The 23342-nt window shown below is 51.7% G+C and carries 20 protein-coding genes; 10 read left to right on the top strand and 10 right to left on the bottom strand.

The genetic code is table 11. The annotated features are described in order from the left end of the window. Positions 1-95 precede the first annotated feature (95 nt). Entirely contained in the window at positions 96-776 is a 681-nt protein-coding gene (locus F7P81_RS12060; protein ID WP_022710659.1) for a hydrolase, read from the bottom strand. 714 nt (positions 777-1490) lie between these two features. Between F7P81_RS12060 and F7P81_RS12055 the strand changes: the two genes are divergently transcribed. Further along, complete coding sequence (locus tag F7P81_RS12055; protein ID WP_170265270.1) at positions 1491-2438, top strand: AraC family transcriptional regulator; 948 nt, start codon at positions 1491-1493, stop codon at positions 2436-2438. 73 nt (positions 2439-2511) lie between these two features. Here F7P81_RS12055 and F7P81_RS12050 read toward each other — a convergent pair whose 3' ends face one another. From F7P81_RS12050 to F7P81_RS12015, 8 genes are all read right to left on the bottom strand, one after another. Next, positions 2512-4908, bottom strand: coding sequence for an aldehyde dehydrogenase family protein (locus F7P81_RS12050; protein ID WP_170265269.1), 2397 nt, complete (start codon positions 4906-4908; stop codon positions 2512-2514). 12 nt (positions 4909-4920) lie between these two features. Then, a complete protein-coding gene (gene deoC, locus F7P81_RS12045) occupies positions 4921-5880 on the bottom strand; it encodes a deoxyribose-phosphate aldolase (RefSeq protein ID WP_151159680.1) in 960 nt (319 codons plus the stop codon). A gap of 280 nt (positions 5881-6160) precedes the next feature. After that, on the bottom strand, positions 6161-7087 hold the full coding sequence (gene rbsK / locus F7P81_RS12040) for a ribokinase (protein WP_151159679.1): 927 nt from the start codon (positions 7085-7087) through the stop codon (positions 6161-6163). Positions 7088-7160: 73 nt separating this feature from the next. Beyond that, complete coding sequence (locus tag F7P81_RS12035) at positions 7161-8243, bottom strand: aldose 1-epimerase family protein (RefSeq protein WP_151159744.1); 1083 nt, start codon at positions 8241-8243, stop codon at positions 7161-7163. Between the two features lie 4 nt (positions 8244-8247). Beyond that, entirely contained in the window at positions 8248-9255 is a 1008-nt protein-coding gene (locus tag F7P81_RS12030; protein ID WP_151159678.1) for an ABC transporter permease, read from the bottom strand. Between the two features lie 17 nt (positions 9256-9272). Continuing rightward, positions 9273-10250, bottom strand: coding sequence for an ABC transporter permease (locus tag F7P81_RS12025; RefSeq protein WP_022709626.1), 978 nt, complete (start codon positions 10248-10250; stop codon positions 9273-9275). A gap of 10 nt (positions 10251-10260) precedes the next feature. Continuing rightward, the gene (locus tag F7P81_RS12020; RefSeq protein ID WP_151159677.1) at positions 10261-11778 is read right to left on the bottom strand and encodes a sugar ABC transporter ATP-binding protein; all 1518 of its coding nucleotides are present in this window, start codon (positions 11776-11778) and stop codon (positions 10261-10263) included. A 199-nt stretch (positions 11779-11977) separates the two neighbouring features. Then, positions 11978-13024 (bottom strand): autoinducer 2 ABC transporter substrate-binding protein, encoded by a 1047-nt coding sequence (locus F7P81_RS12015; protein WP_075656504.1) that lies wholly within the window; start codon positions 13022-13024, stop codon positions 11978-11980. A gap of 239 nt (positions 13025-13263) precedes the next feature. On the opposite strand from F7P81_RS12015, the gene F7P81_RS12010 reads away from it, so the two are divergent. From F7P81_RS12010 to F7P81_RS11975, 8 genes are all read left to right on the top strand, one after another. Then, the gene (locus F7P81_RS12010; RefSeq protein ID WP_022709629.1) at positions 13264-14016 is read left to right on the top strand and encodes a DeoR/GlpR family DNA-binding transcription regulator; all 753 of its coding nucleotides are present in this window, start codon (positions 13264-13266) and stop codon (positions 14014-14016) included. A gap of 84 nt (positions 14017-14100) precedes the next feature. Then, positions 14101-14619, top strand: coding sequence for a DUF6622 family protein (locus F7P81_RS12005; protein WP_151159676.1), 519 nt, complete (start codon positions 14101-14103; stop codon positions 14617-14619). Positions 14620-14711: 92 nt separating this feature from the next. After that, the gene (locus F7P81_RS12000) at positions 14712-15842 is read left to right on the top strand and encodes an HPP family protein (RefSeq protein WP_022709630.1); all 1131 of its coding nucleotides are present in this window, start codon (positions 14712-14714) and stop codon (positions 15840-15842) included. Positions 15843-15991: 149 nt separating this feature from the next. Then, a complete protein-coding gene (locus tag F7P81_RS11995; protein WP_246176110.1) occupies positions 15992-16783 on the top strand; it encodes a siderophore-interacting protein in 792 nt (263 codons plus the stop codon). Positions 16784-16837: 54 nt separating this feature from the next. Next, positions 16838-17749 (top strand): siderophore ABC transporter substrate-binding protein, encoded by a 912-nt coding sequence (locus F7P81_RS11990; protein ID WP_075656512.1) that lies wholly within the window; start codon positions 16838-16840, stop codon positions 17747-17749. A 281-nt stretch (positions 17750-18030) separates the two neighbouring features. Beyond that, a complete protein-coding gene (locus F7P81_RS11985; protein WP_022711978.1) occupies positions 18031-18990 on the top strand; it encodes an ABC transporter permease in 960 nt (319 codons plus the stop codon). 109 nt (positions 18991-19099) lie between these two features. After that, positions 19100-19996, top strand: coding sequence for an iron chelate uptake ABC transporter family permease subunit (locus F7P81_RS11980; protein WP_083647156.1), 897 nt, complete (start codon positions 19100-19102; stop codon positions 19994-19996). Next, positions 19993-20751 (top strand): iron ABC transporter ATP-binding protein, encoded by a 759-nt coding sequence (locus F7P81_RS11975; protein WP_022711980.1) that lies wholly within the window; start codon positions 19993-19995, stop codon positions 20749-20751. The genes F7P81_RS11980 and F7P81_RS11975 overlap by 4 nt, the downstream gene beginning before the upstream one ends. Positions 20752-20830: 79 nt before the next feature. On the opposite strand, the gene F7P81_RS11970 is transcribed toward F7P81_RS11975, so the two are convergent. Next, positions 20831-21808 carry an MBL fold metallo-hydrolase gene (locus F7P81_RS11970; RefSeq protein ID WP_151159675.1) on the bottom strand — a complete coding sequence of 326 codons (978 nt, stop codon included), beginning with the start codon at positions 21806-21808 and terminating at the stop codon, positions 20831-20833. Positions 21809-22216: 408 nt separating this feature from the next. On the opposite strand from F7P81_RS11970, the gene F7P81_RS11965 reads away from it, so the two are divergent. Then, positions 22217-23311, top strand: a complete 1095-nt coding sequence (locus tag F7P81_RS11965; RefSeq protein ID WP_075656923.1) for a carboxynorspermidine decarboxylase — start codon at positions 22217-22219, stop codon at positions 23309-23311. Positions 23312-23342: the final 31 nt, after the last annotated feature.

The following is a 23342-nucleotide window of genomic DNA, read 5'->3' as shown; positions in this document are numbered from 1 at the left end:
CCCTTCCGAATAGTTGAAGCGGAATTCAGATATTTATTGCTTGTGTTAGTATTAATGAAAAAACGGCAGGCGGAAACCGCCTGCCGTTTTTGTTGTTACTTGCGCATTGAGTCGAGAACTTCGTGGTTTTTCTCAACTTCCTGTGCCTTAACATAGCTTTCAATCAGAAGCTGGTAGGCAGGGAAAATCTTGGTGTAGACTTCAGCCCATTCCTGAGCGTCCGGACGGTTCCAGCTGCGCTGGATTTCAGAAGCCACAGCAGCGGTATCAATCGGCACAACGCCGGCCTGCATCACACGTGCCAGAGTAATTTCCTGTGCCATTTTCGAATAAGTGCCGGAAGCATCGATAACAGCAAAGACTTTATAACCATCCTGCACAGCGCTGATTGACGGGAAGGCCATGCAAACACTGGTGATTGTACCGGCAATAATCAGGGTTTTGCGGCCGGTTGCTTTAACGGCTGCAACAAAGTCCGGATTATCCCATGCATTGATTTCGCCTTTACGGGCAATATATTGCGCATGAGGCGCATTGGCATGGATTTCCGGGATCAGCGGGCCGTTCGGACCCTGCGGAACAGAAGCGGTGGTGATAACCGGAATATTGGCCAGTGTTGCGATCTTGGCAAGCGCAGTTGCGTGATTGCGCAGAACAGGCATTGGCATATCGCCGACAGTCTGGAACAGGCCGCTCTGATGGTCGATCAGCAGCATAACTGCATCATTTGGGTCGATAACAGGACGCTGGCCGTTGAAATTTGCCGGATTGGTCATTTTAAGTCTCCTCAGTTGTTAATCCGCCTCGCGGACGGGTTATATGCTGTGCGGTCAGACAGCTTGTTCTGCCGCGTAATTTCCTCTGATAACGCTCACTGACTGATGGCTGGTTGTTTGTGCTCAGCCGGCGGTTCGTGAAGTGTTATCGTCTGGATATGAACATAAAACTGCACCAATCATCTGTATATATCGAAGTTTACGCCTTAATGTCCTGATTATGAGACAATGACAGGTGTTGTGAAATGTAATGTGAAACTTCCAACCGGATTGGCTTAAAAGCACAGCATTGACGGGGAGGGAACTGAGAAAACGGTAATTTCGTACGCAGTTTTATCAGTCGGGCGTGTTCAATGATTGTTACGATAATACAACCTGTAATTGTTTGTCGTGCAGAGATCTACAATGGTTGTATTTTTCAACTTTAGCATCGCAATAATCTGAAATATTAAGATTCTTGTAAATTTTATATTTAAATCAATAGGATAATAAAAATACGGACAGGGAATTAAAAATTTAACTTGTCTCGTAAAAATTTAATTGCATGGTTAATACAACCTATGGTAGATATTTTGTGAAGAGTGAGGTTGCGTAAAACAGGTTGTGTAAATCGGGGTGCCATCCCGCTGCCGTATAGCAGTTTCTGCAAATGCGGGCAGGAGGGGAAAGGCAAAATATTACAAGTAAATAATGTTTAATTCATTGGGGTGCGAGATGAACAATCTATTTACAGCCAACGGCGAAGATCATGCTGCAATTTCACAAGGGATTTTATTCCGTGAGGCGGATGGACAACTGAACAGCAGTTTCTCTGATACATTTAAGAATCTGGTGCATTACAATAATCAGATTGCCTATATTGTGAGCCATAGCGGTAAATTCAGCTGTGAGCATAATCATTATGTGGTCATTATCACGCTTGCGGCGATCAAAGACCTGCATTGGTCTTTGCCGGGCAAATTCGGGGAAAGTTTTGATGCACCAGCCGGTTCAGTGCTGATTATTCCGCAAGGTGCGGAATATGTTATGAGTTGGCCAATTGAAACGGATTATATCCAGATTGCACTGGATGACGGTCTGCTGGGCGACTTACAGGATATTACCGGTGGTTTGTCACTCAAAGAATTATTCCCGCATCCGACAAGACTGCCAAATCCGAAAGCATTGCTGATTGCCAATCTGCTGCGCGCGGAACTGCTTAAAAATGCGCCGGTCAGCGCAGGCTATATCAAAGCTTTATTGTCAGTTCTGATGGTGCAACTGGTGCAGAACCATTCTTTCCTGAGAGCAGGGAGCGGGCGGCAGGAAAGCGGTGGCCTGTCTTATCAGGCATCAAGGCGTATCGAAGCTTATTTGCGTGAAAACTATATGCGCAAATTATCGATCTCCAAAATGGCGGATATATTGGGTGTTTCCGGCGGGCATTTCCTGACATCTTTCCGCGAGAGCTTCGGGCAGACACCGCATCAGTTTTTGCTGATGCTGCGGTTGAATGCGGCGGAAGAAATGCTGCTCGGCAGTGATATTTGTCTGGCGGAAATTGCTGACAGGGCAGGTTTTTCCAGCCAGAGCCATATGACTACAGCCTTGAAAAAATGCCGGATGGTGACACCGGGTGAATTGCGCCGCAAAAGATTGAGTGCTGTCAAAACACACAAGTAAAATTGCAAGCAGGATTCATAAATAAAGCCGCCGCCTGAGAACAGGCGGCGGCTTTTTTACGCTGTAATCTGAATTATGCGCCGTATGGCACCCAGATGTTTTTCACCTGCACTGCACGGCGCAGATAATCACGTCCCTGACCCTGTGCTGTATCCAGCCAGTTACGCTGGCGGCCATTGCTTACCCATGTGGCTTTGAGATTGCCGGTCGAGGCTTTCTCAACCATGGCACTGCCTGCCTGCGAGCCGACATACCAGAGCGCGGATACGGCATCATGCTCAGCCAGCGTTTTTGCCAGCACATCGCGTTCACCGGTGATGAGATTGACCACACCGGCCGGTACGTCTGATGTATCCAGCACCTGATAGAAAGCACCGGCGATCAATGGGTGACGGCCGGACGGCACAACGACAGTCCGGTTGCCCATAGCAATGGCTGGCAGGATCAGTGAGACCATTGAGAGCAATGGTAATTCATCAGGACAGACAATACCGGTCACGCCCCATGGCTCATTCATGGCCAGTGTGACATGACGCGATTTGGTGGAGTGAACGGCTCCGTCAAACTTGTCTGCCTGTGCGGCATAATAGAAAATACGACGGATTGAAGCGTCGAATTCTTCTTCTGCCTTTTTCTCGGAAACACCGGTGCTGGTGGTGAGTAATTCAATGAATTCAGCACGGCGCTGTTCGAGATTTTCGCCTAAGTAATACAGTACCTGTGCACGGTTATGGGTGGTTGCACCGCCCCATGATCCGGCTTTTGCTGCTGCTTCCACGGCATTGCGGATATCTTTGCGGTTGCTGAGCGGTGCTTCACCGATGACAACATTGCCTTTGCCGTAAACCGCATAGCTTGCACCACCGTCAGGGCGTGCCTGATTGCCGCCGACATAGTTTTTCATGGTGCGGTCGATAGAACCGGTAGCCACTTTTTCACCGGCGACAGGCAAAGCGGAGAAAGATGGTGCATCAGTTTCTTTAACGAGCGGCAGAGCTTTTTCCCAGTCGCTGACCAGATATTCATAGAGACCTTCGCGTGCGCCTTCACGGCCGAAACCGCTTTCACGATAACCACCGAAACCGGCACCGGCATCGAGCATATTGGTGCAGTTGATCCAGACAACACCGGCCTTAACGGAAGCTGCAATATCCAGAGCGGTATTGATATTTTCCGACCAGATGGAAGCGGCCAGTCCGTAAGAAGTGTTATTGGCCAGTGCAATCGCTTCAGCCGGTGTGCGGAAGGTTGTTGCTGCCGCAATCGGGCCGAAGATTTCAACCTGACAAACTGTGGAAGCCTGATCCACTTCTGTAAAGAAGCCCGGCGCGATGAAGCTGCCTTTGGCTGGCAGGGCATTCGCGGTCTGCCACAGTGCACCGCCTTCTTCCACACCTTTGGCGATCAGCGCGGAAATACGCTTAACCTGCAACGGGGAGACGATTGCGCCGACATCAGTGGATTTATCTAGCGGATCACCGACGCGGATTGTTTCAAGACGCTTGCGCAACTTGCTATAGAAGCGCTCGGCAATGCCTTCCTGAACCAGCAGGCGGGAACCTGCACAGCAAACTTCACCCTGATTGAACCAGATTGCATCAACAACACCTTCAACAGCGCTGTCGAGATCGGCATCTTCAAACACGATGAATGGTGACTTGCCGCCGAGTTCCAGCGACAGTTTTTTGCCGGAACCGGCAATCTGTTCGCGGATGACACGGCCGACATTGGTCGATCCGGTAAAGGCAACCTTGTTGACATCCTCATGGCCGCAGATCAGCGCACCGGTTTCGCCGTCGCCCTGTACGATATTGACCACACCGGCAGGCAGACCGACTTCATGGCAGATTTCTGCAAAGGCGATCGCTGTCAGCGGTGTCAGATCGGCAGGCTTCAGCACAACCGTATTACCGGCAGCCAGAGCAGGGGCGATTTTCCATGCCAGCATCAGTAGCGGGAAGTTCCACGGGATCACCTGACCGCAAACACCGACAGGGGAGAAACCACGGAACTCATCTTCCACCATCTCAGCCCAACCGGCGTGATGGTAAAAATGACGGACAGCCAGCGGCACATCAATATCGCGGCTTTCGCGGATCGGTTTGCCGTTATCCATGCTTTCCAGCACGGAGAAGAAACGCTCACGCTTCTGCAGATGTCGGGCAATCGCGTAGAGATATTTGGCGCGTTCATGGCCGGAGAGTTTCGACCATTTGCCGAAAGCTGTGCGCGCGGCTTTGACAGCCGTATCAACATCTTCCGCAGTGCCCTTGGCAATACCAGCCAAGCGCTGCTCCGTTGCCGGATTGATAACATCAATAATCTGCGCATTGCCTGCATCAGTAAAGCGGCCATTGATGAAGTGACCAAATGGTGTGGAATGATTTTTCAGCCATGCAACAACATCGCCATTGGCTTCGGGAGACGGACCATATTCCATTGTGTTCAGAATATCCTTGATCTGTGCCATAGTCGTAATTCCTTATGCCGCAGCGTGACGGGAGAGGTCGGCATAACGGCCGGTCACATAATGTTCGAGCTGGCGTTCAATATCGCCGAGCAATGAGGATGCGCCGATACGGAACAGATCCGGCTGCAGCCAGTCATGACCCAGCTCTTCCTTCATCATCGACAGCCAGACGAGGGCTTCTTTTGCAGTACGCAGGCCACCGGCAGGCTTGAAGCCGATAATCTGGCCTGAGAGTTCGCCGTAATCGCGCAGTGCACGTACCATGGTCAGGCTGACCGGTAGTGTTGCATTGGCTTCTTCTTTGCCTGTCGAGGTTTTGATGAAGTCGGAACCGGCCTGCATTGCAACCATAGATGCCTTATAGACATTGGTCAGCGTTTGCAGGTCGCCGGTGGCCAGAATGGCCTTCATATGGGCTTCACCGCAGGCTTCGCGCATCGCAGCTATTTCATCATAAAGCGCCTGCCAGTTCTGGGTCAGAACATGCTCGCGGGTGATGACGATATCGATTTCTTTCGCGCCTTCTTCAACCGCATAACGGATTTCAGCCAGACGCAGCGGCAGCGGAATAAGACCGGCAGGGAAGCCGGTGGCGACGGAAGCAACGGGGATATTTGTGCCTTCCAGCGCTTTAACCGCATGGGGAACCATTGTCGGATAAACGCAGACCGCACCGGTGGTGATATTGGCATCAGCGAGGCCAAGACCTTCCAGAATATCCGCACGGATCGGGTTTTTGGCTTTGGCGCAAAGGCGGCGCACACGACCGGCAGTGTCATCACCGGCCAGTGTTGTCAGGTCAATGCACTGGATGGCGCGTACCAGCCAGGCAGCCTGATATTCCTTTTTCACCGAACGGCGGGCGGGAATGGTCGCGGCACGGCGCTCAAGTGCCGAGCGGTTGACGTTGATATCGTCAAACCATTCGGTTTTCAGCGGGGTTCCGGTGTTACGTGCATGAGAAGTGCTCATCGTATATCCGTAAAATTGGGGTGCAATCAGAGGCCTGTTCTGGGTGGAAGCAAGCTGTCCTGACAGGTTTCCGGCTACGGGGGTAAAACCGGAAAGCTGTCAGTTCCGGTGATTGCACCGGTTAAATCAACGCGCTGTTCTGCCTGTTATCAGGCGTTTGGCGCAGCATATTTAGGAGCACTTTCCAGCAAAAGTGGGAACCGGTTTTGCGTTCGGAAATGCGTTAGGCAAATAGATAGAGCGGTTCCAATGGTTCAATATTGGCTGGAACCGCTCTGGTTTAGCTATGGCTTTTGCAGAACTCTGCAAACTCTTCGAGAGATGCATAGGATTTCTGCGTGCCTGTCTTTGTAATGCTGTCGGCGGCATAGAGACTGGCGCTTTTCAGAGCCTCCGCCACATTGCCGTGTTCGGCATAGAACCGTGCGAAAGAGCCGATAAAGGCATCGCCTGCGCCGGTTGTATCTTTCGGGGTGACTTTGACCGGTGCGATATTGACCAAATCATCAGCGGTTACCAGACGCGCACCGCGACCACCGAGGGTTACGATGACAGTGCGGATACCTTTGGCAATCAGCGAGCGGGCAGCAGCAATAGTCTCTTCGTCTGTCGAGGTCGGCATGCCGGAAAGCAGCGCCAGCTCGGTCTCGTTCGGTACGAGGAATGACACTTGGCGGATACGTTCAGGATCAAGGTCAGCCGCAGCCGGTGCCGGATTGAGAATGGTTTCAATCCCATTGGCCGCTGCAAAGGCGATGGTGTGGTAGACGGTCTCGACCGGTACTTCCATCTGCATCAGGATCAGGCCGCATTGTTTCAGATCTTCGGCTGCATCATCCACATCTTGCGGCAGCAGATCGGCATTGGCGCCCTTAACGATGAGAATGGAGTTTTCGCCGCTTTTATCGACAAAAATCGGGGCGACGCCGCTGGATTTACCTTTGATAACGCCGACATGCTTGGTGTCGATACCGGCTTTTTTCAGGTTGAAAATAGTATTGTCGCCGAAAATATCATCACCGACTTTGGTTACCATCATTACATCGGCACCAAGTCGTGCCGCAGCAAATGCCTGATTGGCACCTTTGCCGCCGCAGCCCATTTCAAACAAAGGCGCTTCCAGCGTTTCGCCCAAGACCGGCATACGATCCATATAGGTAACCAGATCGACCATATTGGAACCGACAACAGCGATTTTTCTCGACATCAGAACTACTCTATCTCTTTGTTTCCGCACTTAATCTTATTCGGAACACCATCAGTTGTTCCGGATCAGTGCCTTAAAGCGCAGTGATCATCTGCTCAAATTCATCAGCTTCCGCAGGTGCCAGATAGCCGAGGCGTACAGGGAAAGTCGCGCGTTCGCCCGGAGCCAGCAGGCGCACATTGCCTTTGGCTTTTTCTGCCAGATAGCCTTCCGGTTCGCAGGTGGAAGGCAGGGCAAAAGCTGCAACCTGCGCATCGCCATTGACCAGAACCCAACGCACGCATTTCGGGAAATCTGCCGCCGGATAGGAGATGGCAAAAGCCTCACCCTGTTCCAGCTTCATCATCTGATGAATCGTGCCGTTTTCATCCTGTTTCAGATTGCGCAGATAGAAAACCTGCTCAGGATCATAGCGGTCAGGATCGTCCAGCACTTCCATGACGGACGGGTCTTTGGCCAGCTCGTCAATCAGCGCCAGATAGTCAGGATTTGGTGTCACATGGGCAGGCACGGAGGTGCGCACTTTAGTATCTTCCGGCGAGAAGGAGGTCGGCTGAATGATACGGGCATCTTCGTCATAGGCGAAGTTGACATGGCACATATACATCAGTTCCATCGGGGCATAGGAGAGGTTCTCCACGTCCATTTCGATGTCGAATAATGTGTCATCCGCATAAAGGCGCACGGACGGGCGTGCCAGATAATGCGCACCAAAGCCCATCACATATTCATATTCGCCTGTCACTTCGACATAGGCGCCCTGTTCATCCTCACCAAAGATGAGACCTGCAACATCCATATTGGCACATGGCATTTCGCCATGCGCGGCATGGGTATCCTGTGCCGATGGCACACCATTGCGCAGCAGGCCAGAATGGAAGGCAAAGCAGCCATAGGTCTCGGCAATGGTTTTGGCAGGGCGCGGCATGGCAAAGCTGTTGCCCATGGTCAGATCAACGCCGTCAAATTCCGCACCCCAGACCATCTGCCCCATATAGGGCAGCACGATCAGATGGCCGCGCTGATTTTCAATCATCAGCGCTTCAACGCCGGTGGCGTAGCGGAATGCAGTAACGGTCAGACCATCCGATGAAGCAATTTCATGCGGCTTGTCGGTGAAATCCTGACGGCGAAGATGAACGGAAATATCCTGCATGGCTTTACCTGTCTGAATTGCGGAATGCATTGATTGCAATCACCAGAATGAGGAATGCACCCCAGATGAAATCAATCAGATGATTGGAGAAACGCAGCATCTGGAAACCCGATGACAGCAGCATCAGCGCCACAAGCGCAATACCCACACCCAGCACACGCCCTTTACCGCCAGCCGGATTGGTGCCGCCGAGTACGGCAATCAGCACGGCCTGCAGCAGATAGGATGCGCCGTAATCGGATTTTGCAGCATTGGTACGGCCGGACAGGATGATACCGGCCAGTGAGGCGAGCATACCTGTAAGCATGTAGGAATAGAGGATCATGCGGTCTTTTTTCAGACCTGCAAATACCGCAGCTTTCGGATTGGTGCCGATCAGCATCAGATTGAGGCCGAGGGTGGTGCGGCTGAGCAGCAGCGCAATCAGACCGGACACAGCAACAAAGATGATGAAAGGTGTGGCAATACCGAAGATTTTGCCATTGCCGATCATGTTCCATGCATCAGGAAAGCCGACAATCGCAGGGCCGCCGGTGAGTACCAGTGCCAGCCCCATAAATACCTGACCGGTGCCAAGCGTGGCGAGAATTGGCGTGATGCGTAATTTAGCGATCAATATCCCGTTGACCAGCCCTGCCACCAGTCCCATCAGCAAGGCAAGCAGCACACCGATCACCGTATAGAACAGCATATTGCTGTCGGAATTTTGAGCGGCCTGCACCATGGTGGAGTGGAAATAGACACCGGCGAGAATGCCGGAGAGATTGGCGATGCCCACAACCGACAGATCAATACCGCCGGTCAGCATGGCGATCATCATGGCAATCGACAGAATGCCGAGCTCGGGCATGATGTAGCTGATCGATTCAAAATTGTAATAGCGCAGGAATTTATCCGGATTGAGCCAGCTCATGGCAGCAAAAACCAGCACGGTGATAATCACCAGCTGCAGGATATTGCGATCCATATTAGCAGGGCTCAGGAAACGGCGCGTATCAATATCTTTTTTCATATCTTTATCCCCGCCGCTCACACCAGATTTTTCCGGTCACGCCATGCGGTAATTGCCGTGGCGATGATGATGATGAGACCAACGACAACTTTCTGCCATGTGGTGTCGACTTTCATGATAATCAGCGAGTTCTTGACCATCACCAGCATGAAAACGCCGAGCAAAGTGCCAAGCACCGAGCCGCGTCCGCCGAAGATCGACGCGCCGCCGAGCACAACCGCTGCAATCACTTCCAGCTCAAGGCCGGTAAAGTCACGCGGATTGGCAAGCCAGATCATCGAGGAATGCAGCAAACCTGCAAAACCGGCCAGCGCACCGGCCACACAATAGACCACGAAAATGGTTTTGGCGGTGCTGAAACCAACGCGTTTTGCCGCCTCAGGCGAACCGCCATAGGCATAGATCGAGCGGCCGATCATGGTATATTTCAGCATCAGATGAATGAGCAGCGCGATGCCTAAGTAAACCAGCACCATCGCCGTGAGGCCGAAATTCGTACCGGTGGCCGAGGTCATAGAAACGACGTCGGTCTTGCCGAATTCGATCAGCTCTTTCGGCATCTTGTTGATGTTGACGATACTGGTGCCGACCAGACCAAGAACCAGACCACGCACAATGGAGCCGGTGCCGAGTGTCACGATCAGCGGGATCATACGGAACTTGTAAATAATCGCCGCGTTGAAAGCGCCGAGTGCCAGACCGATCAGCGTGGCCGCGATAAACGGAATGACCACACCGTCATAGCCGATGGCGACCATGGCTTTAACAGTCAGATACATAGCCGCAATCGCGAAAGCGGTGAAAGACACGTCAATCCCGCCGGAGATCATCACCAGCAATACGCCAAGCGCCATAATGCCGATCACAACATTGGAGCGCAGCAGGCCGAACATATTGTCCAGCGACCAGAAGGCCGGATTGATAAAACCGATAGTAATCATGGCCAGCAGCAGAACGCAGGCGATGATAAATTCTGTTGTTTGATAGAACTTCATGACCGGTTCCTCAGTTCAGTGTCTTCAGCCGGTCATTGACGGCATCTTCAGTCATGGCACTGCCGGACAATTCATCCACCAGCTTGCCCCGATGCATCACGACAACACGATTACAATTCTGCACCAGCTCCGGCACATCATCGGAGATCATCAGAACAGCGAGACCGTTATCCTTGGCGAGTTTGCGGATAATCGCATGAATCTGCGCCTTGGAGCCCACATCCACACCAACCGTCGGGCCGTTGAGGATCAGCACTTTTGCACCGGTCAAAAGCCAGCGGGCAAGCACCACGCGCTGCGCATTACCACCGGACAGATGGTTGACCGGTGTATGCGGACCCGGTGCTGCAATCTGCATGGCGTCGAACATTTCTTTCGTGACCTGATCGACTTTTTTACGGTTGATGAAGAGGCCGCTCACCATCTTATCCAGCGAGGTCACAATAATATTGCGCTCAATCGACTGGGTGAGGAACAGACCTTCCGTGAGGCGGTCTTCCGGCACATAGGCAATACCGAGATCAATGGCCTGACGCACTGATTTCGGATGAATGGTTTTGCCGTTCAGCTGCATTTTTCCGGTGCATTGCGGCAGCATACCAAACAGCGACAAAGCGAACTCTGTACGGCCGGAGCCGATCAGGCCGGAAATACCGACAATTTCACCGGCATGGAGCGACAGGTTTACCCCGTCGAGCAGCACATTACCGGTCGCTGAATCTTTGGCTTTCAGGTCTTCAACCTGAAGTACCGGCTGTGTGCTCTGTTCTTGTGCCTGCCAGACATAGCTGTCCGGTTTCAGATCCAGACCGGTCATCGCACGGGTAATTGCCGGTTCGTCAAATTCACTGATCGGGCCTTCCGCGACTTTCTTACCGTTGCGGAATACGGTGAGGCGTTCGCTGATTTCCAGCATCTCGCGCATTTTGTGGCTGACAAACAGCACGGCAATGCCCTGTGCCTGAATATCGCGCACGATCTTGAAGAGTGCATCCACCTCATGGCGGGTCAGCGCTGTTGTCGGCTCATCCATGATGATGAGGCGCGCATCGGCCATAACCGCACGGGCAATGGCAACAATCTGTTTGCCAGAGGTTGGCAGACTGTCGACTTTTGCATCGAGATTAATTTTTACATCAAGGCGGTCGAGCGCCTTCTGTGCCAGTTCGCGAACCTGTTTCCAGTTGATGGTTTTACGGCCTTCGATCAGGAAAGTGTTCAGCGCCAGATTTTCGGCAACGGTCAGATTTCCGAACAGGGAAAAGTCCTGATAAATCACCTGAACGCCGTGATGAACGGATTTGACAGGATTGAGCTTGCCGGCAGGTTTGCCGTCAAACAGGATTTCGCCGTCCTGCGGTGTGTAAACACCGGACATCACTTTGATGATTGTGGATTTTCCGGAGCCGTTTTCACCGGCTAGGCAATGGATTTCACCGCGGCGGATGGTCAGCGACACATCATCAAGGGCTTTAACACCCCCGAAGCGCATGCCGATATTGCGCAGTTCTATCAGATTTTCAGTCATATTATTCCTGCCTGTGACAGAACGGATGTGTTCCCGCAGAGCTGGAGCATTTCACAGTCAACCCGGATCAATTCGGACATCTGTGATATGCGGCCATTAAAGAAACCAGAGAAATGCCCATGATTGAATTTGGACATAGTCTGCTCCGGTAAAAACAGAGGCGGCAACAAGCCTGTTACCGCCTCCGGCTCTTTACAGATTAGAAGTCGTATTCAGCCATGTTGTCTTTGGTTACGCCAACCCAGCCTGCACCATAGAGCAGATGCGGCTGTGCAGCATCCGGAGCGAGCAGAGAATTGTAACCGGCAAGGCCGAGGTCAAGACCGGCTTTGATCTGGTCGTTTTTCTTTTCCAGAGCAGCAACAGCCAGCATGTTCATGGCATAACCGGCAACAGCAGGATCCCAGAACTGGATATACTGGATATCGTCATTCTTCAGATATTCACCGGCAACCGATGGCAGACCTGTACCTGCGAAGAAGACTTTGCCTTTCAGACCACCTTCAGCGATCAGACGACCGGCACCGGCAGAAGTCGGCATCGGCGCACCCAGAATACCGGTAATGTCCGGATAGGTGGTCATTGCTTCTTTCAGCTTGGTGTAGTCGGTATTGGCATCGTCATAGGTTTCCAGACGCTCAGTTGCCTGCGACATTTCCGGGAAATTGGCTTTCTGATATTCCACAGCGCCGTCAATCCAGTCCATCTGGGACTTCGAGGTGAGGCTGCCGACAGTGGCAACATATTTGCCTTTGCCGCCCATATATTCGCCGAGCTGTTTCATCAGATTAGCGCCGTAAGCCTTGTTGTCGAAGGCTTCGATGTCATAATCGACGTTTTTGATATTGGATGCTTCGTGGGAGATAACCACGATGCCGCGCTCGCGGGCTTTTTTCAGAACCGGCTCAACCGCTTCAACCGAGAACGGTACGATGGTGATAGCGTCAACGCCCTGTGCGATCAGATTTTCAACGATCTGCACCTGAGCGGCCGCGTCAGCCTGACTTGGGCCAACCATCCATACGTCATGGCCGGTTTCATCTTTAAACTGAGCCACACCGTCACGCATACGGTCGAACCATGCAATACCATCGACCTTAACAACGGTCGCAATGGTATATTTCTTGTCATTGGCTGTGGTGATGAGGTCTTTATTGACCTTGGATGTGTCGATTACACCTTCCGCGAAAGCGGATGGCATAGCGATGGACATTGCAACTGCAACAGAAGCGAGAAGTTTTTTCACGCGATCCTCCCTGAGAAACCCTACCTGTTAAACATCCTGTTATCCGATAATTTCCTTCACCCCGGATCATGGAAATTATCTGACAATAAGACGGATATTATATTGTTAGTATCCGATCATTATGTTTGGATCGTTTCACTAAATAATTTAATGTGTCAAGTCTGCAAAGACTGCCGCTTCACGCAACGCACTATTTTTTGTAGGTGGGAGAGTAAAATGATTCAAAAAGGGGGAGAATCTTGAGCAGAACCAGCCGCAGAGACGAGCGTCTCACAGAGCTCGCAGCATTGATGGAAAAACAAGGTGTGATGCGTTTGCGGGATGCGGCAGCGCAACTCGGTGTTTCTGAAATGACCATCCGCCGTGATATGGCGCAGCGGGATCTCAACGGCGGGGATCTGGCGCGCTCGGATAGTGATGTGCTCAAGGGGCTGAATTGCCTTGGCGGTTATATTTTCTCTGCGCAGGATAATAATGGTCACAGCGATTACAGTCTTGACCACGAAAGTGATTGCCATGCGGGTGCCAAGGCGCAGGCTTGCGCGGAAGCTGCCGCGATGATTGAAGAACATGACACGATTTTCATCGATTGCGGTACGACCACGCCGCATCTGGCGCGTCTGGTGCCAGAGAATAAGTCTGTTACGGTTGTTTGCTATTCGCTCAATGTTGCGGAAATCCTGTCATCCCGTGAGGATGTACGCCTGATTGTGCTGGGCGGCCTGTTCCACCGCTCCGCTGCCTCTTTCTCCGGTGAGGAGGGGATTGAGACATTGAAGAAAATCATCATCAATAAGGCCTTTATCTCGGCGGGCGGTGTGCATGATGAACATGGCGTGACCTGTTCGCATTTTCATGAGATTCCGGTCAAACAGATGGCAATTGCCCGCGCGATGGACTCTTATCTGGTGGTGGATGGCAGCAAATTCGGCAAAGTGCGCTCGGCACCATTTGCGCAAATTATGCAATTCCGCAGGATTTTCAGCCATTAGACTGTACTAATTGCGAGCAAGGGCAGGGTATAGCCGGTTTTCAAAAACTCTCTATTATTTCATTGATTTTTTAAAAGGTGAATCATGCAGCTTATAGAGATTGTAATGCATACGCCGTGGTGGGTATGGGTTCTGCTTGCATATCTTATTTATAGCGGTGTTTCTCTTTTGTCTCCCAACGAGACGTCTCTTTGGAGAATGCTTTTGATGCCATGCATTTTTTTGCTCTGGGGCATCTATGGTATTTTCAGCAAGTTACATATGCCGTGGACGGCACTTTTAATTTATGTTGCTGCTTTGATAGCTGGCTTGTTTCTTGGCAAGTTCATTATGGCAAAGCGTCGCCCTGCGGTGTTGGATGCGGCAACAGGAATGGTCCAGCGTCCCGGCTCCAAGGTGCCGTTGGTTGTTGTTTTGTTTAGTTTTAGTTGCTTATATATTGTGAATGTCTATGCCGCTTATCATCCGGAAAGCCCTGCTGAATTGAAATTTGTAGTCATTTATAGTTTGGCCTCAGGCTTGGCTGCCGGTGCGTTTTTGGGGATCTCTATCGCTGGCATAATGAAAGCACTTCTCGGCACAGTTGTACGGGTCGGTACCTGACGATATTGAATTTTTCTGATTTCCGACTTGTTCATCATTATGTGCAGCTGTTAATCACATAGGCTCCCGAAATGTGATAGTGGTTTTCTCAAATGTCCTCGCCTGAAAAAAACGGCAGCCGTCTGAAACGCACGGCAGACCGTCTTTTTGCGCCCTTGCTGGCCGGTGCAACTTTTCGTTCCCGACTGATTGCCAGTCTTGGTATTCTGCTCTGTGTTGTTGTGACCGGCATGGTCAGCGCATGGCTCTATGACCACACCACGCATTATGTATTTCTGATCGCACCGGTCGGTGCCTCGGCCGTATTGCTCTTCATTGTTCCGACCAGTCCGATGGCGCAGCCATGGGCAATTATTGGCGGGAATACGATTTCTGCCCTGATCGGCGTTATTGTCTATCAGCTGGTGAAAGAGCCGTTTCTGGCGGCCGGTCTGGCGGTTTCTTTGTCCGTGCTTGCCATGTCGCTGGCACGTGCCATGCATCCGCCCGGCGGAGCGATTGCGCTTACTGCCGTGATCGGCGGCCACACAGTGACCGAGGCGGGCTTCTTGTTTCCTTTTACGCCGGTGGCGCTGGATTCTGCGATTGTGGTGCTGTTTGGCATTGTTTTTCACAGGCTGCTGAGACGCCCTTATCCGCACACAATACCGGTCATAAATCCACACCAGACGCAGGATACGCCGACACAAATGCGCGGCGGCCCGACCTCCGCTGATATTGATGCTGCGTTGTCTGAAATGCAGGAGAGTTTCGATATCAGCCGTGAAGATCTGGAAGTCTTGCTGCGGCAAATCGAGATGCAGTCTGTCATGCGTAACAATGCTGCAGGTAAAGCGGGGCCCGATTGCGCGTCGATCATGTCACGCCACGTTGTGTCTGTGAAAGCGGATGATACGGATGATTATGCCCGTTCATTATTGCTCCGGCATAATATCCGCTCGCTGCCGGTGGTTGATGATCGCAATGTGTTGCTTGGCACCGTGGGCTTGCGTGAATTGCTGAAAGGCAAGGGTGCTGTTGCAACGCTGATGACCAGTCCGCCTGTGGCTCAGCCGCAAGATACGGCTCTGAGTCTTTTGCCGGTGCTCACCAATGGCCGTTCTCATGCGGTGATTATTGTAGATCAAGACCGCCATGTGCAAGGTTTGATCTCGCAAACCGACCTGCTTGCAGCCCTCGCGCGACTGGTGCAGCCGGATATGCCGGTGAAAAGCTCCGGATAAGATAATACAAAGTTGATTTCTTTTATCCACTTATCTATAGCATAAGGCAAAGCGATGAGGCATGTCAGAAATGATGTTTGCCTGCCGTGTAGCGAGTTTTGTACGCCCCATTGGGCGCACGGCGCTCTGAACGCCTATAGGGAGTGAATATGCAAATGACACCGGATCAGACGACACCAGTACAGACCCCGCCGGCAGGCCGTCCGCAACTGCGTCAGTGGGAACTGACTGTAACCGCTGTGGCGGATGCTCCGGCCAATATGCGCCGTGTCACTTTTACCGCACCGGATATTGCAGAATTCACCTATCGTGCAGGACAGGCCATTGTGATGATGCTGCCGACCGGCGATGGCGAATTTGGCCGCCGTGACTATACAATCCGCAGCCTTGATAAAGAAAAAGGCCTGCTGGATGTGGATTTTTTCATGCATGGCGACGGTACACATCTGACACCCGGACCGGCTTTTGCCCGTGATGCCAAGATCGGCGACAAAATCAGTGTACGTGGTCCGCGCGGTGGCGCATCTTTCCGTGAGGATGCTGACTGGCATCTGATTACCGGTGATGAATGCTGCATTCCGGCGATTTTCCATATTCTTGAAACCATGCCTGCAAAAGCGCAGATGCATGTTCTGATCGAGGTGGACAGTGTGGCCTCGCAGATCGCGCTGAATGATGTCCGCGAAGGATTGTCAGCGACGCAGATCACATGGCTGCATCGCGGTGATCAAAAAGCAGGTCCGAGCGATCTGATGGCAGAGGCGGTTGCCGGCTTTATGCTGCCGCATGGCCGTGGCCATGCCATTCTGATCGGTGAAACCAGCAATGTGCGCAAGCAGCGCCAGAATCTGATCTCGCGCGGCCTGACCCGCGAGCAGATCGCTTCTGAAGGCTATTGGCGTCCGGGTCGTATCGGCGGCCATGACCATGTTGAAGACTGATACGTGAATTTCGAAAATCTGCCGGATAAATCAGGCTATTGAAGAGGAAAAGCAATGAAACGGATGACAGGACTTTTCGCAAGCATCGCTGCCGGTGCCCTAATGTTTGCAGGCGCGGCTCTTGCCGGTGAAGTCACCGTGAAACACGCACAGGGTGAAACCAAACTGCCGGATGTTCCGCAGAAGGTTATCACTTTTGACCTTTCATCCCTTGATACGCTGGATGCATTGGGCGTTAAGGTTCTGGGTGTTCCGACCATCAAAAAGCAGGATTACCTGACCAAATATGATGCCGATGAATATATCAAGATCGGTACATTGTTTGAGCCGGATTATGAAGCTGTCAACGCTGCACAGCCGGATCTGATTATTGTTGGTGGTCGCTCCGCTGCCAAATATGCTGAACTGGCAAAAATCGCGCCGACAATCGACCTGACTGCCGACGCTGCAAATTTCGTGAAAAGCTCGGAAGACAATGTCCGCACTCTGGCTAATATTTTCGGCAAAGACAAAGAAGCTGAAGATGCGCTGACCAAGCTGAATGCCAAAAAAGACGAGCTGAAAGCGCTGACTGCAAAAGCAGGCACAGGTTTGCTGGTTCTGACAACCGGCGGCAAGATCAGTGCCTATGGTCCAGGCTCGCGCTTTGGTGTGCTTTATGACGATCTCGGTGTGAAGCCTGCTGCTGATGATATCAAGCCGGGCGGTCACGGTCAGCCGATCTCCTTCGAATATATCCTCGAAAAGAATCCAGACTGGCTCTATGTGATCGACCGTGACGCAGCGATCGGCCGTGAAGGTGTGGCTGCCGAGAAATTCCTCGACAATGCTGTGGTTGCCCAGACCAATGCCTGGAAGAACAAGCAGGTCATCTATCTGGACGGTTCCGCATGGTATCTCAATGCCAGCGGTCTGACCTCAATGGGCAATATTGTCGATGAACTGATTGCCGGTTTAAAGAAATAAGCCTGCGGAAATAAGATTCCGGACGGCTTTACGGATAAGCGGAGTAAATATGTCGTGTTTTGACTTTACCCCGCCGGTTCTTTCAGGTTAAAGCATCCGGATTGTCTGCAAGGATATCAAAAAAGGCGGCAATGCATTGTCACTGCTGCCTTTTGTTTGTCCTGTATTATGCCCCCGCCGCTGACCGCAATTGTCAGAGCCTCTCTGTCTGCGGAATAGCTTGTTGTGTGTCTGTGCGTCCTGTTCCGTTTTTGGGATGCGCCTAGAACGGTTGCCGCCTTGTGAAACTGATCGCTGCAACATGCCTGCTGGTTCTTCTTGCTCTGATAAGTCTGTTTATCGGTGTGAGCGACGTGTCTTTACAAAGCCTGTTCGGCGATGAGACCGCACGGCGTGCGCAATTTGTACTGGTGGAAACCCGCATTCCACGCACGCTTGCGCTGATCCTTGCCGGTGCAGGCATGGCCGTCTCCGGCACAATCATGCAAATTCTGGCACGCAACCGTTTTGTAGAGCCGTCAACGGCCGGTACGGTGGATTCTGCCTCACTCGGTATTCTCACCGTGATGATCCTTGCACCCGGTTTGCCGGTCTTTGGCAAAATGCTGGTTGCAACCAGTTTTGCACTCGCAGGCACTGCGCTGTTCATGCTGATTTTGCGTCAGATTCCGCTGCGCTCACCGGTGATTGTACCGCTTGTCGGCATCATGCTCGGCGGTGTGATCTCGGCAATCACCACATTTTTTGCCTATCGTTTTGATTTGCTGCAATCCATGGGCGCATGGACGACAGGTGATTTTTCTGCCGTGCTGCGCGGGCGCTATGAGCTGTTATGGCTGTCTTTCGGCCTGACCATTGCCGCCTATATTGCCGCTGACCGTTTTACTGTCGCAGGTATGGGCGAGGCATTTACCACCAATCTCGGTCTGAATTACCGCCGCGTGATGACTTTGGGTCTGACCATTGTCTCCATGGTCACGGCCTGCGTGGTGACGACTGTTGGTATTGTGCCGTTTCTCGGTCTGATTGTGCCCAATGTGGTGAGCATGGTGATGGGCGACAGTATGCGTCGCTCGCTGCCGTGGATTGCGCTGCTTGGTGCAGGGCTGGTGCTGATCTGCGATATGATCGGCCGCACGATTAACGCGCCTTATGAAATTCCTGTCGGTACAATTCTTGGCGTGCTGGGCAGTGCCTTCTTCCTGTATCTCGTTTTAAGGAAGTCCGCCCGTGGTGCATGAAACAATCTATCCGGTGCGCAGTGAAGGCACATTGCCGGTTGAAAATCCGGCCAATCGCAGAAGCGCTGTGAAACGGCTGATCTTGCTTGGTGCATTGGCACTGATTGCGATGGCGGCTTTCATGACCATTGGTGCCAAGGGCAGCTGGAGCTTTGTCTTGCCGTTTCGCGGCACCAAGCTCGCGGCCATGATTTTGGTGGCCTATTCCATCGCTTTGTCGACGGTTTTGTTTCAGACCATTACCAATAACCGGATTCTCACACCTTCCATCATGGGCTTTGACGCGCTTTATGCGTTGTTGCAGACGGTGCTGGTGTTCTCGCTGGGTGCTCATGCGGTTTCAATGGCCAATCCGAAGCTGATGTTTCTGGTTGAAATCGCTTTGATGATGGGCTTTTCCGGTCTGCTCTATCGCTGGCTGTTTGCCGGTGAGGGGCGCTCGCTGCATCTTTTGATGCTGGTGGGGATTATTTTCGGCGTGTTTTTCCGCTCCGGTACCGGCTTTATGCAACGGATTATCGATCCGAATGATTTTGTTGTGTTGCAGGACCGGTTATTTGCATCATTCAACACGATTGACAGCCAGCTGCTCGGCCTCTCATCCCTTGTTGTCGGGCTGGTGTCTGTTGCGGCATGGCGTATCGGCCACCGGTTCGACATTCTGTCACTTGGGCGCGAGACAGCCATCGGCTTGGGTATTAATTACAAGCGCACAACAATGATCATTCTGATGATGGTGGCTGTGCTGGTTTCGGTGTCCACTGCCTTGGTGGGGCCCGTCACTTTCTTCGGACTGCTGGTGGCCAATCTGGCCTATATGATTATGCCGGTTACCCGTCACCGTTACACAATACCTGCTGCCGTGCTGCTGGCTGTGATTGCTCTTGTCGGCGGGCAGCTCATTCTCGAGCGCGTTTTCGCTTTCAACACCGCCTTGGGTATTGTGATCGAATTTGTCGGTGGTCTGTTCTTTATTCTGATGCTGGTACGAGGAGTTGCCCGATGATCGAGGTCAAAGCCGTCAGTAAAACCTATGGCGAAACTCTGGTTGTGAATGATGTCTCACTGACATTGCCATCCGGCGGTATCACATCAATTATCGGCCCCAATGGCGCGGGAAAATCCACGCTGTTATCGATGATAAGCCGCCTTATTCCGGCTGATCAGGGGCAGGTTCTGGTCGACAATATGGATGTGGCGCGTACCGCCGGCGATGTGCTGGCCAAGCGTTTGTCGATCCTGCGTCAGGAAAACCATATGACGGCGCGCCTGACTGTGCGCGATCTGGTGACCTTCGGCCGTTATCCTTACAGCAAAGGCAGGCCGACTGCGGAAGATGCGCAATTTGTGGCGCGTTCTATTCAATATCTGAACCTGAATGATCTGGCTGATCGTTTTCTTGATGAATTGTCCGGTGGTCAGCGTCAGCGCGCTTATGTGGCAATGGTACTGTGTCAGGACACGGATTATACGCTGTTTGACGAGCCGCTGAACAATCTCGATATGAAACATTCTGTCGAGATGATGAAACTCTTGCGCAAAGCAGCGGATGATCTGGGCAAGACGGTTGTCGTTGTGCTGCATGATATTAATTTCGCATCCTGCTATTCCGACCATATTGTTGCAATGCAGCACGGCAAGCTCTTCTGTCAGGGTACGCCGGAAGAAATCGTTTGTCCTGTGGTGCTGGAATCCATCTATGGCACCGTGTTCAAAGTGCAGGATGTGGAAGGCAAACGCATTGCTACCTATTTCATGTAAGATCACGCTGTTGATGAAAAACAGCGTGATGTATTTTGCTGCGCGCCTCTATAAATCGAGCTGGTAGCTCCGGTTTTTTCTATAGATCGAGCTGATAGCTCTCAGGAACATACCGGTACCCCTGATCCATCGCCTGCAAATAGCCGATAGCCGGAAACGGCATATGATAACCGATAAATGGCAGGCGTTCCGAAGCGATCATATCAAAGATGCGCTTGCGGGTTGCAGCCGCCATTTCTTTGTCGGCATCAAAAACCACATGCCATTCCGGTCTTTGCAATGTGATGACGAAATGATTGGCCGTGTCGGCAATCAGGATGATCTGCTTACCGCCGGATTCAACGCGGAAAGCCATATGGCCGGGTGTATGGCCGAAAGCAGCAAGTGCCGTAATACCGGAAACAACAGCATCCCCGTCTTTAAGAAAACTGGTTTTGTCTGCCAGCGGTTTGACATTGGCGAGAACAATTTTTTGCACGCCTTCGGCCGGTGTGCCTGCACGGTCAGGACTGGTCCAGAAATCATATTCTGCCTGACCTGTAATATAGCGCGCATTGGCAAAGGCGGGAGCGCCGTTTTCCATTAACCCGCCAATATGGTCAGGGTGGAAATGAGTGAGTACCACAATAGTGATCTGTTCCGGTTTGTAACCGGCAGCTTCAATCATTGCCGGTAATTTTCCCTGTCCGTTTTCGCGGGCAGCGGCACCCATGCCGGTATCAAACAGGATCAGTTCTGAGCCGGTATTGATCAGTGTCGGTGTGAATCCGTTGACGAAACGATCAGCAGGCAGAAGATTGGCTTTCAACAAGTCTGCAACCGCTTCTTCCGGTTGATTGATGGCATAGGTTTTTTGCGGGGCTTCACCGGCGCGCAGGCCATCCAGTAAGACTGTGATCTGAAAATCACCGAGCATGAAACGGTGAAAACCGGGTGATGAGACACCGGAAAGCGGTACATCAGCAAAGGCCGCACGGGTTAAAATCTGCGGCGCAGCAAGGCCGGTGAGTGTTGCAGCCGTGGCGAGGCTGAAGATATTTCTGCGGGTAAGGGACATTCGATTACCTCATATCATTGGTTTTGATCGGGTCGAAAGAATGCTGCATTATCCGTCAGGATTGCGGGGCTGCCAACCGCACAGACAGATTTTTTAAATTTTTCCGGTAATAGCTGCATATTTGCGGGCCCAAAACGCGATTACGGCAAAGCTTTATCAGCCCTTATTTAAACCGTCATATTAAGCCCCTATATAAAGGCAGATATAATCTGACACCCAAAGTAGAGGCGGACGGAGGTTTTTTATATTGCGATCTGTATAAATTTATAAAATCAGTTTCGATTTTGAAGATTATGCAGTAAAGAAAGCTACCGCAATCCGGCAGTCTTGCCGCGCGGTCTCCTGTTAACAGGATAAATTTCCCCGCCAAAACACGTAACAGTAACGGACCGGACAAACGAATTGACGATCAAGACCCCGTATTACCTCATTGATAAGACCAAACTTCTGCCAAATCTGGAAAAGATTAAATATGTGCGTGAGCAGTCCGGCGCGAAATCGCTGCTGGCACTGAAATGTTTTGCCACATGGTCCGTGTTTGATCTGATGAGTGAATATATGGACGGTACAACTTCGTCTTCGCTCTATGAAGTGCGTCTTGGCAAAGAGAAATTTGCCGGCGAAACACATGCTTATAGTGTTGCCTATGCGGATGATGAAATTGAGGATGTACTCGCGAACAGCGACAAGATCATCTTCAATTCCATTGGTCAGCTGACCCGATTTGAAGAAGTATCCCGAAACCACATTCGTGGTCTGCGTGTGAACCCGCAGGTTTCCACTTCCGACTTCTCACTGGCCGATCCGGCGCGTCCGTTCAGCCGTCTTGGCGAATGGGATGCTGCGAAGATCGAAACCGTGATGGATAAAGTCTCGGGCTTCATGTTCCACAACAATTGTGAGAACGATAAATTCGAGCGTTTTGATGAGATGCTCGGCATTATTGAAGAGCGTTTCGGCCATCTGATTTCCCGCGTGAAGTGGGTCAGCCTCGGCGGCGGTATCCACTTTACCGGTGAAAACTATCCGCTGGATCAGTTCTGCGCACGTCTGAAAGCTTTCTCCGAAAAATATGGTGTACAGGTCTATCTGGAACCGGGTGAAGCTGCGATTACCAAATCCGCTACGTTAGAAGTGACTGTGCTCGATACGTTGTTCAACGGCAAAAATCTTGCGATTGTCGACAGCTCGATTGAAGCCCATATGCTTGATCTGCTGATCTATCGTCAGACTGCGAAGCTGGAGCCGAATAAAGGCGATCATGAAATCATGATCTGCGGCAAGTCCTGCCTTGCCGGTGATATTTTCGGCGAATTCCGTTTTGAAAAACCGTTGCAGATCGGTGATCGTCTCTCCATCCAGGATGCGGCCGGTTATACAATGGTCAAGAAGAACTGGTTTAACGGCGTTAAAATGCCATCCATCGTTGTCCGTCAGCTCGACGGAACTGAAGAGCTTGTCAAAGAGTTTACCTTTGACGACTTTGCTGCCGCCCTTTCCTGAGGCAGATACTATAAAATGCAAACGATGCGCT

This window comes from Pseudochrobactrum saccharolyticum (genome assembly GCF_008801715.1).
In the GTDB taxonomy this organism is placed as follows: domain Bacteria; phylum Pseudomonadota; class Alphaproteobacteria; order Rhizobiales; family Rhizobiaceae; genus Pseudochrobactrum; species Pseudochrobactrum saccharolyticum.
Note: the sequence above shows the minus strand (reverse complement) of the source record. Positions and strands in the feature narration are given on the sequence as shown.

What these genes read in the sequence shown, in the direction of transcription:
- F7P81_RS12060 (WP_022710659.1), bottom strand. Translation starts at nt 776, where the DNA reads ATGACCAATCCGGCAAATTTCAACGGCCAGCGTCCTGTTATCGACCCA.
- F7P81_RS12055 (WP_170265270.1), top strand. Translation starts at nt 1,491, where the DNA reads ATGAACAATCTATTTACAGCCAACGGCGAAGATCATGCTGCAATTTCA.
- F7P81_RS12050 (WP_170265269.1), bottom strand. Translation starts at nt 4,908, where the DNA reads ATGGCACAGATCAAGGATATTCTGAACACAATGGAATATGGTCCGTCT.
- deoC (WP_151159680.1), bottom strand. Translation starts at nt 5,880, where the DNA reads ATGAGCACTTCTCATGCACGTAACACCGGAACCCCGCTGAAAACCGAA.
- rbsK (WP_151159679.1), bottom strand. Translation starts at nt 7,087, where the DNA reads ATGTCGAGAAAAATCGCTGTTGTCGGTTCCAATATGGTCGATCTGGTT.
- F7P81_RS12035 (WP_151159744.1), bottom strand. Translation starts at nt 8,243, where the DNA reads ATGCAGGATATTTCCGTTCATCTTCGCCGTCAGGATTTCACCGACAAG.
- F7P81_RS12030 (WP_151159678.1), bottom strand. Translation starts at nt 9,255, where the DNA reads ATGAAAAAAGATATTGATACGCGCCGTTTCCTGAGCCCTGCTAATATG.
- F7P81_RS12025 (WP_022709626.1), bottom strand. Translation starts at nt 10,250, where the DNA reads ATGAAGTTCTATCAAACAACAGAATTTATCATCGCCTGCGTTCTGCTG.
- F7P81_RS12020 (WP_151159677.1), bottom strand. Translation starts at nt 11,778, where the DNA reads ATGACTGAAAATCTGATAGAACTGCGCAATATCGGCATGCGCTTCGGG.
- F7P81_RS12005 (WP_151159676.1), top strand. Translation starts at nt 14,101, where the DNA reads ATGCAGCTTATAGAGATTGTAATGCATACGCCGTGGTGGGTATGGGTT.
- F7P81_RS12000 (WP_022709630.1), top strand. Translation starts at nt 14,712, where the DNA reads ATGTCCTCGCCTGAAAAAAACGGCAGCCGTCTGAAACGCACGGCAGAC.
- F7P81_RS11995 (WP_246176110.1), top strand. Translation starts at nt 15,992, where the DNA reads ATGCAAATGACACCGGATCAGACGACACCAGTACAGACCCCGCCGGCA.
- F7P81_RS11990 (WP_075656512.1), top strand. Translation starts at nt 16,838, where the DNA reads ATGAAACGGATGACAGGACTTTTCGCAAGCATCGCTGCCGGTGCCCTA.
- F7P81_RS11980 (WP_083647156.1), top strand. Translation starts at nt 19,100, where the DNA reads ATGGCGGCTTTCATGACCATTGGTGCCAAGGGCAGCTGGAGCTTTGTC.
- F7P81_RS11975 (WP_022711980.1), top strand. Translation starts at nt 19,993, where the DNA reads ATGATCGAGGTCAAAGCCGTCAGTAAAACCTATGGCGAAACTCTGGTT.
- F7P81_RS11970 (WP_151159675.1), bottom strand. Translation starts at nt 21,808, where the DNA reads ATGTCCCTTACCCGCAGAAATATCTTCAGCCTCGCCACGGCTGCAACA.